We start from the raw sequence: 15285 nt of genomic DNA, 5'->3' as shown, positions 1-15285 counted from the left end.
GATCTTCCCCACACTGGTATCCGCCTGGTGGTCGGCCGGGGTGATGCCTTGCGGTCCACCGGTACCCACGGTGCCTCCTAGAGTTGACGGGACGAGTGCTGTGCTGCAGGCCGGAGAGCCGTGGCTATCGACACCAGAAGTACAACGCATATTGCACTTAAGTGCAACGGTGGTTGTAATATGGATGGAGTGAAGTGGCTAAGAAGGACGACCTGGTGCAAGGCGCCTTGAGAGTGTTCGCCCGTGACGGCTACACCCGTGCGCGGATCGTCGACATCGCCGAGGAAGCCGGCGTGTCGACGCGGACCATCTACAACCTCTTCACGGACAAACCGGGTCTGTTCGGTGCGGTGGTCGAACTCGTCGCCCGGGAGTTCGTGGGACGCCGTCTGAGCACGATCCATGAGCAGCTCGGGGTCGACGGCCCCGTCGAGGACGTGCTGGTGGCGTTCGCCGATCGATGGCTCCAGCAGTCATCGGAGCTCTCGCTCTACCTCGCGCTGGCCAGCCGCATCCAGGCCGACCGTGCCGAGGTCCCCCAGGAGATCCTGGACCGGGGGATGCAGGCGGGGCCGGAGCGGGTCCAGGGTGCCATCGCCCTCCACCTGAAGCGCTTCATGCTGGCCGGCCAATTGCGACCGTCCGACCCGCATGTGGCGACGTTGCACCTCCTGCAGCTGATCGAGGGCGTTCCGGAAGTACGGGGTTACTACGCTGCCTCTCCTCTGTCCGGTGAAGAACTGGAGAACATCGCCCGGGACTCGGTCCGCGCCTACCTCTACGGCTACGCCCCGCCGGAGGCCTGATGGCGCACGTCCTGCTGGCCGCCATGCCGTTCGCCGGTCACGTCTACCCGATGGCGGGACTGGCGCGTGCTCTCCTGGACCGCGGACATAGGGTCGGCCTCTACACGGGGACCAAGTACGCGGCCGTCGTGAACCGGGCCGGTGCGCAGTGGCATCCGTTCGACGCGGCCCGGGATTTCGATGACAGGGACCCCTCCGCGGGGTTCCCCGCGATGCGCCCGGGGAACGGGCCTCTCGGGATGCTCAGCAGCTTCGAGCACATCTTCTTTGGCCTCGCACCTGCGCAGGCCCGGGATCTCGAGGCCATTCACCGGCGTGATCCCATCGACGTCGTCGTCGGTGAGGGGGCGTGCATAGCGCCGTCCCTGTTCCACGGGCTGTCCGGGGTGCCGCACGCCACGATGTCGCAGTCGGTTGTGGGACTGGGTCTGAATCCCGGGCTCAGGTTCGCGGCGGACAACACCGTGGGGAGGGTATTCCGGCGGATGCACAACGGAGCGCGCGGGAGGCTGGGCCTGCCCGCCACGCGACGCGCCGGTCTGGAGGGAACCTGGTCACCGACGCTGGTGCTGGCGCAGGGGGTGGCCGGCCTGGAGCGGGCCAGGAGGCCCGTTGCGCCGCATATCCACTTCGTGGGGGATACGGCAGCCGGTACCAGGGGGAAGGGCGAGGAGCCCGCCTGGCTCGAATCCCTGCCCCGGGATCGCCCCGTCATCCACCTCAGCCAGGGCACGCTGGGCAATGACGCCTTCCCTCTGGCGCGTCGGGTGATCGACGCCGTCGACGGTCTGGACTGTCATCTGGTCGTCGCGGGCCTGGAAGCGAGTCCCGGGTTGCCGTCCAACGTCACCGCGGTCGGATGGGCGCCTCAGGATGCGCTGTTCAGGCGCACCGACCTCTTCATCTCGAACGGGGGCTACGGGGCGGTTCTGGCAGCTGTGGCACAAGGCGTCCCCGTGCTCGTAGTTCCCGGCGCGCAGGACAAGCCGATGGTCGCGGCGGCCATCGCCCGCAGCGGCGTCGGGAGACGCCTGAGCCGACGGCGGGCGAGCCCGGAGGCGCTCCGGACGGCCATCGGGGCCATGCTCCGGGACCAGGCGCTGCGGCATCGGGCACGCGCCATGGCCGAGTCCATGGCGCGTGCCGGTGGAGCCGGTCGTGCCGCGGACCTGATCGAGTCCGTCTGCCTCAGCTAACCGTCTCCGCGGCCGCGACCCGGCTCGGTGCCGGTCCCAGCGGTCTAGCTCAGAGCGCCGAGCGGTAGACCGCCTCCGCCAGGGCCAGGCGACGCCGGGCGGCTGTCCTCCCGCGACGGCGTCCCGCCACGCCGATCAGGGAGACCAGCACCCCGGCGATCCTGATGCGCAGATCCGTGGGATCCACGACCTGGCCGAAGGCTTCGACGTACCGGGACACCACGGGAGGGAAGCCTTCGCCGGGCCGGGCGTCGTCGGTGAGCAGCCAGGTGTGGGCGACGAAGCAGCTCAGGTCGTCGCTGAGCCGGCCGGGCCCCACCGAGTCCAGGTCCAGGAGCCCTGTGATCGGGCCCAGCGCCGGGTCGACGGGATGCGGACCCAGGATCACGTTGCCGGGGTGGAAGTCCCCATGCGTCGGTACGAGGTCCTCATCGCCGGAAACGTCTGCAGCGGCGTCGGCGATCGCGGTGGCCAGGGAGTCGATCCTCCGTATATCCGTGGGGAGGGCCGTGCCAGCCGACCTGGTGTAGTCCACCACGCGATCCGTCCATGATGGATGGCGGGGCAGGGCCAGGACGCCTTCGGGGAACCGGTCCAGGAGTGCCACCAGGTGCTCCGGCTCCAGTCTCGGGGCGTTGGCCGCCCGGAGTGCTGCGGCAGCCGTCGGACCGATCAGCGGGGGGAAGGCCACGGCGCCGTGACCGGTCGCGGCCAGGGGACGGGGGACCGGAACCTGCGCGTCCGCCAGGAGGCAGTGCCGCCGGACCAGGTCGGCTTCCCGGCGGGGGCGGAGGACTTTGATGAACGCCAGCGGCCGGGGGTCGTCGTCGGACTCCACCCTGAAGACGGCTCGGCGGGTGGGCCGGTATGCCACCGGGACCACTCGCGCCCGGGCATCGGCGATCAGGGAGGCCGATGGCTGCGCGGCTTCCCGCAGGCCGGGCAGCCAAGGATCGTCAGGCCACAGCCACCCGGAGAACCGCTGCTCGCCCCAGGAGAAGGCGACCACCTCGGCGTCGTGCGGCAAGGCGGCGGTGCTCAGACAGAGGAGGGCCTCGTGCTCCTCCAGCCCCGCGTGGTGCGGAACTCCCGCGGGGTGCGTGCGCAGGCTGACCGTGAAGACCCCTGTCACACCCGCGCCCGGCCGGTGGTTGAGCTGCATCAGGGCCCACGTGCCTTCCGGAAGGCCGGGGGCACGGTCAGCGCGGGGAGCCAGTCCCAGGGCCCGGGCCACCAGCAGCAGCGCCCGGTCGGCCCGGGGCCCGCTGAGCAGATCGACCGCCTGCGCTTCCTCCGCCGCGGATTGGGGTGCCATGTGCACATCATGGCAGGACGGCGGCCGGGGCGGCAGGCCAGCGTGTCAACCGCTGTGCGGACGCTCCAGGCGGGCCACGTTGGAGTCGATCAGGTTCTGCGCGGCCTCGATGGTCGAGGACCGGTAGCTCCCGGAGGCCCGTGCATCGAGGAGAGCGGCGTGCTCGACGTCGAGCAGCCGGCCCTGCAGCTCGAAGCGCTGCTTGAAGGTGTTCGAGCCACCGACCTCCAGGACGGCCGCGGCATTGCTGATGGCCACGCTGCTGCGCTGGACCTGAGCCACCACCTGGGGATCGAAGGGCTTGCCGTCGTGGCGTTTGAGCGAGGGGCTCTTCAGGAAGGCCTGTGCGGTCTCGCCGATCTCCGCCATCAGCCGGCCGAACTCGCGGCGCTGCTCCTCCATGTCCGTCCCCCGGATCCCCAGGAGCCGGATCAGCAGGGGCAAGGTGGAGCCCTGCAGCACCAGGGTCACGACGGCGACCGTGAACGCCACCAGGATCAGCTGCGGCCTGTGCGCCATCCCGAACGGCAGGGTCTGGGCGGCCGCCAGGGTGACCACACCGCGCATCCCCGCCCAGGAGATCACCGCGCTGCCGCGCCAGTCCAGGCCTTCGTTCTCGTAGAAGGTGAGATCCGCCTCCCTGCGGCGGCGCTTGCGATCGGCCCGTTCCTGCATGCGCCCGTCATCCGGGGCGATCTTGGCCGTGACCCGGCGTACCAGGGTCACCACGGGCCGCGGGCGGCTTGCCGAGAGCCTGTGATGCCTGCCCATGTACTCGACCATGGGGAACACGAACGCGGTCCGGACGACGACCAGCACGACGACCACCAGGAGCCCGATCATGACGGCCTGCCCCACGGATTCACCCGAAGCGCGGACCTGCCCGATCAGGAACGTGAGCTGGTAGCCCATCAGCAGGAAGACCCCGTTCTCCAGCAGCAGCAGGATGGTGCGCCAGTTGGTGCGCTCGGAGATGCGGTCCTGGGCGCTGAACCGCTTGGCGCTCTGGGCGCTGGTGATCAGGCCCGCGACGACGACGGCGATGACACCGGACGCGCCGACCTCCTCCGCCGGGATGAACGCCACGAACGGGACGATGAAGGAGATCGCCGTCGTCTGGACGGGCTGCGACAGCTGGGACCGCAGCCATACGCTCACCGCCCCCACGATCCCTCCGATCAGCAGGGCCACGGTGACTGCGTAGGCGAAATCGCCGAGCACTCCCCAGAAGGAGATCGACGTGCCGACGGCGGCGATGGCGGTGCGCAGGGTGACCAGGGCCGTGGCGTCGTTGACCAGGCCCTCTCCCTCCAGGATGGTGACCAGGCGGCCCGGCAGGCCGAGGCGCTTGCCGATCGAGGTCGCGGCCACGGCATCCGGCGGGCTGACCACGGCGCCCACCGCCACGGCGCCGGCGAGGCCGAGCTCCGGGAAGATCCGCCACAGGATGAACCCGACGACGAACGCGGAGACCACCACCAGACCCACGGACAGCGCGCTGATCGTGCCCAGCTCGCGGCGGAAGTCCGTGGTCGGCACGTTCACCGCGGCCGCGTAGAGCAGCGGTGGCAGCACGACCACCAGGATCCAGTCGGGCTCGATCACCAGGTCCGGTATCTCGGGAACCAGGCTGCAGCCCAGGCCCACCAGGACCAGCAGGATGGGCGCCGCCACTCCGAGTCGTGGTGCGAAGGCCGAGACCACCACGATGATCAGGACCGCCGCGATGGCCGGCAGACCTATGGATTCCACCGAGGGCTCCGTTCCTCACCCCCTCGCGGGGAATCCACGATGCCTAGGGTTTCCCCAAAATTACCGTGGTCCACCCGGATACGCGTCACCTCCGAGGTCCCGTTGGCCTCACAGGGCCAGGCCGGGCGCAGAATGGGTTGGGCGCGTGCGCGTACGCGCCCAGGTCAGACAGGCCGCCGGACGGCAGGCCGCGGCTACCGGTGGAGCGGAGGCGCCATATGCGCAGCGAAGAATACGGGAGGGTCGTCTACAGCGGCTCCGGTCTCGAGGGCCTGGGGTCAGGAGACACGAAGACCACGGTCCTGGAACTCTTCGAATCGTGGTGGGCGCAGGCTCTGGCGGATCCGAGGGTCGGTGAGCCGGCGGCGGCCTCCCTGGCGACGTTCGACGCCGCCGGCGGGCTCCCGGACAACCGCATCCTCCTGATCAAGGATTTCGACGCCGGAGGACTCCGCTTCTTCACGAACCTGGACTCGGCCAAGGGCCGGCAGCTCGAGACCACGCCGGATGCCGCCGCGGTGATGCTGTGGCATCCGATGTTCCGTCAGGTGCGATTCCGCGGCCCGGTCGAGCGCACCACCAGGGACGAGGACCGGGAGTACTGGGTCACGCGTCCGCAGGCCTCCCAGCTGGCCTCCTGGTCCTCGTCGCAGTCCGCGCCGGTGGCATCACGGGAGGCCGTCACCGCCGGGTTCGCGGCGGCCGAGTCGAGGTTCCGCGACACGGAGGTGCCCCTGCCCGAGCAGTGGGGCGGATACCGGCTGCGGCCGGCCGAGGTCGAGTTCTGGGTGGGCATGCCCGCCCGGCTGCACGACCGGGTGCTGTGGCGGACCTCCGACGGGCGGCCGAGGCCGCTGGACTCCCCGGACGGGTGGGAGAGCCAGCGCCTGCAGCCGTAGCGGCCCGTCGCAGCCGGACGTCAGGACACGACCGCGTAGACGGCCGCGACGAGGGCGAAGGAGGTCAAGGAGATCACCGAGGAGGTGGTCGTCCAGACCTTCAGTGCGGTGGGGGTGTCCATCTCGAGGAACCCCCTGACCAGCCAGAACCCAGAGTCGTTCACGTGGGAGGCGAAGAACGACCCGGCTGCCATGGCCAGCACGATGAGCGCCAGCTGCAGTTCCCCCAGGTCCATGACCAGCACGGCCGGGGCCAGCAGTGCGGCGGTGGTGGTGACGGCGACCGTGGCCGAGCCCTGGGCGACTCGAAGGGTCACCGAGATGAGGTAGGCCGCCACGATCAGGGGCAGCCCCAACGTCTCCAGTCCGTCGGCCAGGGCGCTGCCGATCCCACTGGCCCGCAGCACCGCGCCGAACATTCCGCCCGTTCCCGCCAGGAAGATGATGGTGACCACCGGCATGAGGGCTTTGTCGACCAGGACCTCCGTGGTGTGCGCGGGGATCCCCCTCTGGAAGCCGAGGAGGAAGAGGGCCACCAGAACGGTGATGAACAACGCCACCGGGGTCTGCCCCAGCGCGATCAGCGCATCGACGAGGCCTGACCCGCCGATCAGCCCGTCCGCCACCAGCGTCGACAGGGTGGTGTTCATGCAGATCAGAAGGACGGGCAGCAAGAGCAGGGACAGCACGACCGCCATGGAGGGGCGGGGCCCCTGGAGCTCACGGGACTGGGTTCCGCCGAGGATCTCCGGCACGGGCAGGTCGTATCTCCGGCCCAGCCACATGGTGAACCGGTAGCCCGCCAGGTACCACACCGGCACGGAGATCAAGAGGCCGGTCATCAGGACCAGCCCCAGGTTCGCCCCGATCAGGCCGGTGGCGGCCACAGGCCCCGGATGAGGTGGCATGAGGCCGTGCATCACCTGGAACGCTCCGGCGGCCGGCAGGGCGTAGATGAGAACCGATCCGCCGAAACGCTGGGCTATCGAGAAGATGATCGGGAGCATCACGACCAGGCCGGCGTCGAAGAAGATGGGGAAGCCGAAGAGCAGGGATGCCACCGACAGGGCGAGCGGTGCGCGCTTCTCCCCGAAGATCCTGAGCATGCCCTCAGCGAGCACATCCGCGCCACCGGATTGCTCCAGCATGCGGCCCAGCATGGCGCCCAGGCCGATGAGCAGGGCGACGTTGCCCAGGGTGGTCCCGAACCCTTCGATCATCGTGGGAACGATCTCCGCTGTCGGGATGCGGGTCGCCACGGCGGTCAGTGCCGAGATGAGGATCAGGGCGAGGTTGGCGTTGAGCCGGACTTTGATGATCAGGACGAGCAGAGCGGTGATCGCTCCTGCGAGTATGACCAACAACCATCCGGCACTCAGTGCCGGGACCGCGTCTTCCAAAGGGGACCCTCCATCGTGATCGTGCGGCGCGCAGCGCTCGCCGAGGAACGAGGGGTCGCCCGGCATGCAAGGGCTGCGCTGCCGGTGCAAAACGCGTCCCATTCTGGCCTTCCGCATTAGTCCTGTCAATAAGACAAATATTGCAGGGGTTCTGCTCCCGTCCACCGGGCGGCTCCCGCTTCCCGTCTGGCGAGGGCCAGCGCCCCCGTCCGGATTTCCCTTGTGTAAAAATGATCCGATCACCGGGCTTGCCGCCGTCGATCGGGTTACTTTCTAACCCCGCGGGTTCTGCGAAGTCTCCTGAAGCGAAGCCCCAGCGACACACGAGAGAAGGTGCGATGATGGCAAAGCTCGACACTGAAGCCGTCGCAGCGATAGAGGGCGGAGGGGAAGACGGCCCGCTGAAGAGGGTGATCGGGCCGAAACTCCTGCTTCTGCTCATCATGGGCGACATCATCGGGGCGGGGATCTTCGCGATCACCGGACGGGTGGCGGGTCAGGTCGGCGGCATCGCCTGGCTGCCGTTCCTGCTGGCCTTCGTCATCGCGACCCTCACGGCGTTCTCCTATCTGGAGCTCGTGACGAAATACCCGTTCGCCGCCGGCGCCGCGCTGTACGCCCACAAGGCCTTCCGCATCCACTTCGTCACGTTCATCGTGGCTTTCGCCGTCGCCTGCTCCGGCATCACGAGCGCCTCGACCTCCGCCACGCTGGTCGGCCAGAACCTCCTGATCGGCATCGGCCAATTCGCCGACGGGGTCCCCACCGGCCCGACAGCCACCATGTTCACGGCCATGGGCATCATCGTGGTCCTTGCCCTCATCAACCTGCGCGGTGTCGGCGAGGGCGTGAAGTTCAACGTCGTCCTCACCGTCGTGACGCTGGCCGTGATGGCCGTGATCATCTTCATCGGGTGCATCGCGATCGTCAACGGGGAGGGCGATGCCAGCCGCCTGGTCGTGTTCGAGACTCCCTCCGACCGCGGGGTCTTCACAGCCGTCACCATCGGCACCGCCATAGCCTTCTTCGCCATGGTCGGTTTCGAGGACTCCGTGAACCTCGTCGAGGAGTGCAAGAACCCGCGGCAGATCTTCCCCAAGATCATGCTCACCGGCCTGGGACTGTGCGCGCTGATCTACATGCTCGTGGCCGCGACCGTGATCCTCGTGGTGCCCACGGGCGACATCACGAATCCGCAGAACCCCGACGCCGGGATCCTGCTCGACGTCGTCCGCATCGGCGCTCCCGGCATCCCGGTCGATGCGATCTTCCCGTTCCTCACGATCTTCGCGGTGGTCAACACCGCACTGATCAACATGCTGATGGCCAGCCGTCTGCTCTACGGCATGGCCAAGCAGGAGGTGCTGCCCAAAGCACTGGGCGCGGTGCTGCCCAAGCGCCGGTCACCGTGGGTCGCCATCGTCTTCAGCACCCTGCTCGCCATCGGCCTGATCGCCTACGTCAACCAGAACTCCGACAGCGGGATCGTCGGCGCTCTGGGCAATACGACGGCCCTGCTGCTGCTGTGCGTCTTCGCCGTCGTCAACGTCGCGGTGCTCGTGCTGCGCCGTGACCCCACCCCCGAAGACGGCTTCCGGGCCCCCACGGTGCTGCCCATCCTGGGCGCGGTGTTCTCGCTCTTCCTGGTCGGCCCGTGGGCACGGGCCCGCGAGGAATGGATCCAGTACGAGATCGCCGGTGCGCTCCTGGCGATCGGCGTCGTCCTCTGGGCGATCACCTGGCTGGTCAACCGCCTGCGGAACCCGGAGCGCGAGGAGACCGAGGAGATCTCCCGCTTCTAGCGTCGTGGCTCCGTCCGCCTCTGCCACCGGGTGCCCGATGGCAGAGGCGGACGGCGGTCAGAGCTGCTCTCAGAGCTGCTCGGAGAGCTCCAGCCAGCGCTCCTCGAGATCGGCGGTCTCGCTCTCCAGGGCGCGCAGCTCGGTGCTGAGCCGCTGAAGACCCTCGAAGTCGGACTGGTCGTGGGCCGCCAGCTGCTCGTGCTTGGCCTCGATCTGGCCGGAGAGCTTCTCCAGGCGCCGTTCGATCGATCCCACCTCCTTCTGCGCGGCTCGGGCCTGGGCGCCCGACAACGCCGTGTCGTCCCCGGCGGTCGCGGGAGCCGTGGAGTCGGCGGTCAGCGGGTTCGACGACGAGGCGTCCTTGCCCTCCCGGGCGGCCAGCCTCAGGTACTCGTCCACCCCGCCGGGCAGATGCCTGAAGCCGCCGTCGATCACGGCGTACTGCTGATCGGTGATGCGCTCCAGCAGGTACCGGTCGTGCGAGACCACCAGCAGGGTCCCGGGCCAGGTGTCCAGCAGGTCCTCCATGGCCGCGAGCATGTCCGTGTCCAGATCGTTCGTCGGCTCGTCGAGCACCAGCACATTGGGTTCGTCCAGCAGGATCAGCAGGAGCTGCAGCCGCCGCTTCTGCCCGCCGGAGAGCTCGCGAACCGGCGTGGCCAGCTGCGCGTTCGTGAATCCCAGCCGTTCGAGCAGCTGTCCGGGGGTCAGCTCCTTGCCGTCGGCGACGTAGGAGGTCCTCTTGCGACCGATCACCTCCGAGACGCGCTCTCCGCTCACCTCGTCCAGCTCGCGCAGATGCTGGGTCAGCACGGCGACCTTCACGGTCTTGCCGCGCACCACCCGCCCGGAGGTGGGCTCCAGCTCGCCCGTGACCAGATGCAGCAGGGTGGACTTGCCTGCGCCGTTGCGGCCCAGGATGCCCGTTCGCTCGCCCGGGCCGATGCGCCAGGTGATGTCGTGGAGGACCTCCCGCGGCTCGGTCGAGGCCACGGACTCGTCGTCGGGGGAGTAGCCGCGCTCGGCGCCGTCGTAGGTGACGCTCGCATCCTCCAGGTCCACCACGCGCTTGCCCAGGCGGGAGACCGCCATGCGGGACAGCGCCACGGTGTCGCGCGGCGGCGGGACGTCGGCGATCAGCTCGTTGGCGGCGTCGATCCGGAACTTGGGCTTCGAGGTCCGCGCAGGCGCACCGCGGCGCAGCCACGCCAGCTCCTTCTTCATCAGGTTCTGGCGTTTGGCCTCGGCTACCGCCGCCTGCCGGTCGCGCTCGACGCGCTGGAGCACGTAGGCCGCATAGCCGCCCTCGAAAGGCTCCACGATGCGGTCGTGCACCTCCCAGGTGGAGGTGGAGACCTCGTCCAGGAACCAGCGGTCGTGGGTGACCACCAGCAGGCCTCCCTGGCTGGCGGGCCAGCGCTGGTTCAGGTGCCCGGCCAGCCACGCGATGCCTTCGACGTCCAGATGGTTGGTGGGCTCGTCCAGGAACAGTACGTCCCAGTCCCGGGTCAGCAGGGCGGCCAGGGCGGTGCGCCGTCGCTGCCCGCCGGACAGTTCGCCCACACGGGCATCCCAGTCCAGGTCGGCCACCAGCCCGCCGATCACGTCACGGACCTTGGGGTCTCCAGCCCACTCGTGCTCCTCGCGGCCCCCGACCACGGCGGCCCCAACCGTGAGCTCCGGATCCAGGGCGTCGGACTGGTCGAGCATCCCGATGCGGGTCCCGGAGCGGGCGGTGACGCGCCCCTCGTCGGGGTCCAGGCGACCCGCCAGGATCTTCATGAGGGTGGACTTGCCGTCACCGTTGCGCCCCACGATGCCGATGCGATCACCGCCGTCGATGCCGACCGTCACCCCCTCCAGGACGGTACGGGTGGGGAAGGAGAGGTGCAGGTTTTCGCCGTTCAACAAGTGGGCCACCCGACAAGGGTACGGACGCGGCCGTACACCCCTGAAATCGGGGACTCCCATGGAGGTCCGGCGACGGCCTGGACAGGGCACGATGCCGGCGGGCGCGCCTTCGAGCAGGTGCCGGGACCGGCCCTGGACGCAGCCGTGAGCGAGCCATGGGATCAGCGCCTGAATGGTAGGGTGACTCACCGTGCACATGGTGCACCGCCACTGGACACCCACCCGCTCACAAGCGGCCCACGGCGCGAGACCGGTGGCGTTCCGCCTTGGTGTAATCGGCAGCACCCCGGCCTTTGGAGCCGTGGAGTCTAGGTTCGAGTCCTAGAGGCGGAACGAATCGACATCCGTCGATGCCCTCCCGTACGCCCCCTATGGCCGAAGACGGCCAGTCGATCACGAGGAGCAGCCACATCGTGACCACCACCGATGCTGAGCAGTCCATCACGAATCCCGCAGCCGTCATCGTCCTGGCCGCCGGGCAAGGCACCCGGATGAAGTCCAAGAGGCCCAAGATCATGCACGAGATCGGGGGGCGGTCCATGGTCGGGCACTCCCTCGCGGCTGCACGGACCCTTGAGCCGAAGCGGCTGGCGGTCGTGGTCCGGCACGACCGTGACCGGGTGGCCCAGCACGTCCTGGACTTCGATCCTCAGGCCGTCATCGCGGATCAGTCCGAGGTGCCCGGCACCGGTTCGGCGGTGCTGGCCGGCCTGCAGAAGCTCGACGACCAGGCCCGGGTCGAGGGCACCATCGTGGTGACCTACGGGGACGTCCCGTTGCTGACCGCCCAGACCCTGCGCGATCTGGTGTCCCACCACGATGCGCGCGGCAACGACGTGACCGTGCTGACCGCGATCCATCCGGAGCCGGGGAAGTACGGCCGGATCCTGCGCGGCGCCGACGGCGCCTTCACCGACATCCGCGAGTTCAAGGACGCGTCCGAGGCGGAGAGGGCGGTCGCGGAGATCAATTCCGGGATCTTCGCCTTCGACGCCGCCGTCCTGCGGGATGCCCTGGCCAAGGTGACCGTCGACAACGCCCAGCGCGAGATGTACCTGACGGATGTCCCCGCGATCGTGCGGGCCGAGGGCGGGCGCGTCGATGCGCTGACCATGGCCGACTACATGGAGGTCGAGGGCGCCAACGACCGCGTCCAGCTGGCGGCCCTGGGCGGCTACCTCCGCCGGCGGACGGCCGAGGCCCACATGCGCAACGGCGTGACCATCGTCGACCCGGAGACCACCTGGATCGGCGCGGACGTGGCGATCGCCCGCGACGCCGTGATCCACCCCAACACCCAGCTGCACGGCGTGACCTCGATCGGCGAGGACGCCGTCGTGGGCCCGGATACCACGCTGACCGACGTGCGCGTGGGCCAGGGCGCCACCGTGGTGCGCACCCACGGCTCGGGCTCCACGATCGGCGACGGCGCCTCGGTGGGTCCCTTCGCCTACCTCCGCCCGGGCACCGAGCTGGGGGCCGATGGCAAGATCGGCACGTTCGTGGAGACCAAGAACTCCCAGATCGGCATGGGCTCCAAGGTCCCCCATCTGTCCTATGTCGGCGACGCCACGATCGGCGAGCACTCGAACATCGGCGCCGCGAGCGTGTTCGTCAACTACGACGGCGTGAACAAGAGCCGCACGACCGTCGGCAACCACGTGCGCATGGGTTCCGACAACATGTACGTCGCCCCGGTCACCGTGGGCGACGGCGCATACTCCGGCGCCAGCACCACGGTCCGCAAGGACGTCCCCGCGGGCGCCCTGGCCCTGACCGAAGGCCGTCAGGTCATCGTGAAGGACTGGGTGCTCGAGAACCGCGCCGGTACCGCTGCCGCCGCGGCGGCACAGGCCGCCCAGGACGCGGCGCCCGCCGCGGACGACTCCTGAGGTTCACCACTCCATCCGCCACCCAGGCCAAGAGCCACCGACTACGAACGCTTCAGAAAGCGAGTCACGATGACCGGGATCCTCAACTCAGGTGCCAACCGAATGGTCCTGCTCTCCGGTAGAGCCCACCTGCAGTTGGCCGAAGACGTCGCCCGGGAGCTGGGCACGGAACTGGTGCCCACCGATGCCTACGACTTCGCGAACGGTGAGACCTATGTGCGTTTCGGCGAATCCGTCCGCGGCGCCGACGCCTTCCTCATCCAGTCCCACCCGGCCCCGATCAACCAGTGGATCATGGAGCAGCTGCTCATGATCGACTCGCTCAAGCGGGCCTCCGCCCGGTCCATCACCGTGGTCTCGCCGTTCTACCCGTACGCCCGGCAGGACAAGAAGCACCGCGGGCGCGAGCCCATCTCCGCCCGGCTGATCTCGGACCTCTACAAGACCGCCGGCGCCGACCGCCTGATGTCCGTGGATCTGCACACCGCGCAGATCCAGGGCTTCTTCGACGGGCCCGTGGACCACCTGATGGCGATCCCGATCCTGGCCAAGCACGTCCAGGGCATGGTGGGGGAGGACGAGATCACGGTGGTCTCCCCGGATACCGGCCGGGTGCGCGTGGCCGAGATGTGGGCCGAGCTGCTGGGGCACGCTCCGCTGGCCTTCGTGCACAAGACCCGTGACATCACCCGCCCGAACCAGGCGGTGTCCAAGGAAGTGGTGGGGCAGGTCAAGGGCCGCACCTGCGTGCTGATCGACGACATGATCGATACCGCCGGCACGATCTCCGGCGCGGTCAACGTGCTGCGCGAGCACGGTGCCAAGGACGTCATCATCGCCGCGACCCACGCCGTGTTCTCCGACCCGGCGGTCGAGCGCCTCTCCAGCTGCGGTGCCCGCTCCGTCGTCGTGACCGACACCCTCCCCGTGCCCCCGGAGCACCGGTTCGAGAACCTCGACGTCCTCTCGATCGCCCCGCTGCTGGCCCGCGCGATCCAGGAGGTCTTCGAGGACGGCTCCGTGACGAGCTTGTTCAACGGCCGCTCCTGACCCGGCTCCGAGCGCAAGAGGAAGGCCCGATCCGGAACCCGGATCGGGCCTTCCTCTTGCCTTCGGGTTCAGCCGGCGTAGCGCTGGATGAAAGCCGCCATGGCGTCGCGGTTGGTGGTCTGCAACGGCCGGTAGGTCCCGTCGGACCATCCCGTGGCCACTCCGGACGAGGCCATCCACTGGATCGCCTGGGCGTGCTGCTGCCCGGGCGACACGTCGCGGAACGACGACGACGGACTCACCCATGGCTTGCCCGCATGGCGATGGAACAGCGCAGCGGTGGCGTCGCGGGTGATGTTGTTGTTGGGGCGGAAGGTGCCGTCGCTCCAGCCCGTGAGCAGGCCGGTCGCCTTGGCCCAGGAGATCTCCTTGTAGAACTGATGACTGGTGGAGACATCGACGTAGGGAGACCGGGCCGGGGGCGTGTAGGCGGGGGAACCGGACAACCGGTAGGCCATGGCCGCCATGGCGTCGCGGTCGATGGGCTGATGCGGGCGGAACGTCCCGTCCGGCCAGCCCCTGAGGTAGCCGCCGTTCCTGGCCCAGGAGATCGCCGAGGCGTGCTCCAAGCCGGCGGGGACGTCCACGAAGGGCCCCGGTGCGGGCTGCTGGGGCGGGGCGGGCGAGGGCGCCGTGACCGGCGGACTGTCATTCGACCCCCCGGTCACCGAAGAGCGGGCGTCGGAGGGAGCACCCCCGTTGGCGTAGCCCGCTCCGTTGACCACGGACACGATCTGCCACGGCTGGCGGGTCCTGGCCAGGCTGCCGTCCGCGAGCGTCACGCCGATGCCGACCACGGTGACGTTGCGATCCAGCAGCACCGCGTTGTGGGACGGTGAGTTCTTCCACCACGTCACCAGCGCCACCGGGTTGATGCTGTACTCCAGGGCCGTGATCTCGCGCTTGTGGCTCGCGTTGCCGAAGCGCGAGTCGTTCAGGAAGTTCATGGAGTGGTTGGCGTTCTCGTCCCGGACCGCGCGGTCGGACTCGTCCTGGGAGATGCCGGTCAGCGTGGGGGAGTACTTCACGGCGGGGAGCCCGCGGGAGGCGCGGTAGTTGTTGATCTCCTTGAGGATCGTCTGCCGGTGACCATCCAGGGTGGCCTGGGAGGCGTGGACGATGTCCTCCTGGGCGGCCTGGGCCGGGGCGGCGATGAAGGCGGGGACTGCGGTGATGGCGGCGGCGGCCAGGGCGGCGCCGGCGAAGAGACGATGCGATGAACGCATGGGGGAGTGGTCCTTTCGGGTACAGGTTGGACTCAA

Annotated in this window: 11 protein-coding genes and 1 tRNA gene; 7 read left to right on the top strand and 5 right to left on the bottom strand. The window is 69.1% G+C overall.

Annotation, left to right across the window (positions count from 1 at the left end):
• Positions 1-194 precede the first annotated feature (194 nt).
• Complete coding sequence (locus FCK90_RS13775) at positions 195-806, top strand: TetR/AcrR family transcriptional regulator (protein ID WP_158034877.1); 612 nt, start codon at positions 195-197, stop codon at positions 804-806.
• A complete protein-coding gene (locus FCK90_RS13770) occupies positions 806-2002 on the top strand; it encodes a glycosyltransferase (RefSeq protein WP_158034876.1) in 1197 nt (398 codons plus the stop codon). Before FCK90_RS13775 ends, FCK90_RS13770 begins: the two co-directional genes overlap by 1 nt.
• Before the next feature lie 49 nt (positions 2003-2051).
• On the opposite strand, the gene FCK90_RS13765 is transcribed toward FCK90_RS13770, so the two are convergent.
• Both FCK90_RS13765 and FCK90_RS13760 read right to left on the bottom strand, forming a co-directional pair.
• Entirely contained in the window at positions 2052-3317 is a 1266-nt protein-coding gene (locus FCK90_RS13765) for a phosphotransferase (RefSeq protein ID WP_158034875.1), read from the bottom strand.
• Between the two features lie 45 nt (positions 3318-3362).
• Positions 3363-5069 carry a cation:proton antiporter gene (locus FCK90_RS13760; RefSeq protein ID WP_158034874.1) on the bottom strand — a complete coding sequence of 569 codons (1707 nt, stop codon included), beginning with the start codon at positions 5067-5069 and terminating at the stop codon, positions 3363-3365.
• 218 nt (positions 5070-5287) lie between these two features.
• Here FCK90_RS13760 and pdxH point away from each other — a divergent pair, with 218 nt between their 5' ends.
• Positions 5288-5968 carry a pyridoxamine 5'-phosphate oxidase gene (pdxH, locus tag FCK90_RS13755; protein ID WP_158034873.1) on the top strand — a complete coding sequence of 227 codons (681 nt, stop codon included), beginning with the start codon at positions 5288-5290 and terminating at the stop codon, positions 5966-5968.
• Between the two features lie 20 nt (positions 5969-5988).
• Here the strand turns inward: pdxH and FCK90_RS13750 are convergent, their stop codons facing one another.
• Positions 5989-7329, bottom strand: a complete 1341-nt coding sequence (locus FCK90_RS13750; RefSeq protein WP_343029903.1) for a GntP family permease — start codon at positions 7327-7329, stop codon at positions 5989-5991.
• A 380-nt stretch (positions 7330-7709) separates the two neighbouring features.
• Here FCK90_RS13750 and FCK90_RS13745 point away from each other — a divergent pair, with 380 nt between their 5' ends.
• Complete coding sequence (locus FCK90_RS13745; RefSeq protein WP_158034872.1) at positions 7710-9170, top strand: APC family permease; 1461 nt, start codon at positions 7710-7712, stop codon at positions 9168-9170.
• A 69-nt stretch (positions 9171-9239) separates the two neighbouring features.
• Here the strand turns inward: FCK90_RS13745 and FCK90_RS13740 are convergent, their stop codons facing one another.
• Complete coding sequence (locus FCK90_RS13740; protein ID WP_158034871.1) at positions 9240-11090, bottom strand: ABC-F family ATP-binding cassette domain-containing protein; 1851 nt, start codon at positions 11088-11090, stop codon at positions 9240-9242.
• Positions 11091-11341: 251 nt separating this feature from the next.
• Between FCK90_RS13740 and FCK90_RS13735 the strand changes: the two genes are divergently transcribed.
• The 3 genes from FCK90_RS13735 (at position 11342) to FCK90_RS13725 (ending at position 14023) form a co-directional block, all read left to right on the top strand.
• A tRNA-Gln gene (locus FCK90_RS13735) sits at positions 11342-11414 on the top strand.
• 38 nt (positions 11415-11452) lie between these two features.
• Positions 11453-12973 carry a bifunctional UDP-N-acetylglucosamine diphosphorylase/glucosamine-1-phosphate N-acetyltransferase GlmU gene (glmU, locus tag FCK90_RS13730; protein ID WP_158034884.1) on the top strand — a complete coding sequence of 507 codons (1521 nt, stop codon included), beginning with the start codon at positions 11453-11455 and terminating at the stop codon, positions 12971-12973.
• 69 nt (positions 12974-13042) lie between these two features.
• Complete coding sequence (locus FCK90_RS13725) at positions 13043-14023, top strand: ribose-phosphate diphosphokinase (protein WP_158034870.1); 981 nt, start codon at positions 13043-13045, stop codon at positions 14021-14023.
• 68 nt (positions 14024-14091) lie between these two features.
• On the opposite strand, the gene FCK90_RS13720 is transcribed toward FCK90_RS13725, so the two are convergent.
• Complete coding sequence (locus FCK90_RS13720; RefSeq protein WP_158034869.1) at positions 14092-15249, bottom strand: CAP and S-layer homology domain-containing protein; 1158 nt, start codon at positions 15247-15249, stop codon at positions 14092-14094.
• Positions 15250-15285: the final 36 nt, after the last annotated feature.

The organism is Kocuria coralli, assembly GCF_008831305.1.
GTDB classification, from domain to species: Bacteria; Actinomycetota; Actinomycetes; order Actinomycetales; family Micrococcaceae; genus Kocuria; species Kocuria coralli.
This window is presented reverse-complemented; position numbering and strand designations above follow the sequence as displayed.

Excerpts from the sequence above, each read along its gene's own strand:
- FCK90_RS13770 (WP_158034876.1), top strand. The coding sequence starts at position 806 with ATGGCGCACGTCCTGCTGGCCGCCATGCCGTTCGCCGGTCACGTCTAC.
- FCK90_RS13765 (WP_158034875.1), bottom strand. The coding sequence starts at position 3,317 with ATGGCACCCCAATCCGCGGCGGAGGAAGCGCAGGCGGTCGATCTGCTC.
- pdxH (WP_158034873.1), top strand. The coding sequence starts at position 5,288 with ATGCGCAGCGAAGAATACGGGAGGGTCGTCTACAGCGGCTCCGGTCTC.
- FCK90_RS13745 (WP_158034872.1), top strand. The coding sequence starts at position 7,710 with ATGGCAAAGCTCGACACTGAAGCCGTCGCAGCGATAGAGGGCGGAGGG.
- glmU (WP_158034884.1), top strand. The coding sequence starts at position 11,453 with ATGGCCGAAGACGGCCAGTCGATCACGAGGAGCAGCCACATCGTGACC.
- FCK90_RS13725 (WP_158034870.1), top strand. The coding sequence starts at position 13,043 with ATGACCGGGATCCTCAACTCAGGTGCCAACCGAATGGTCCTGCTCTCC.
- FCK90_RS13720 (WP_158034869.1), bottom strand. The coding sequence starts at position 15,249 with ATGCGTTCATCGCATCGTCTCTTCGCCGGCGCCGCCCTGGCCGCCGCC.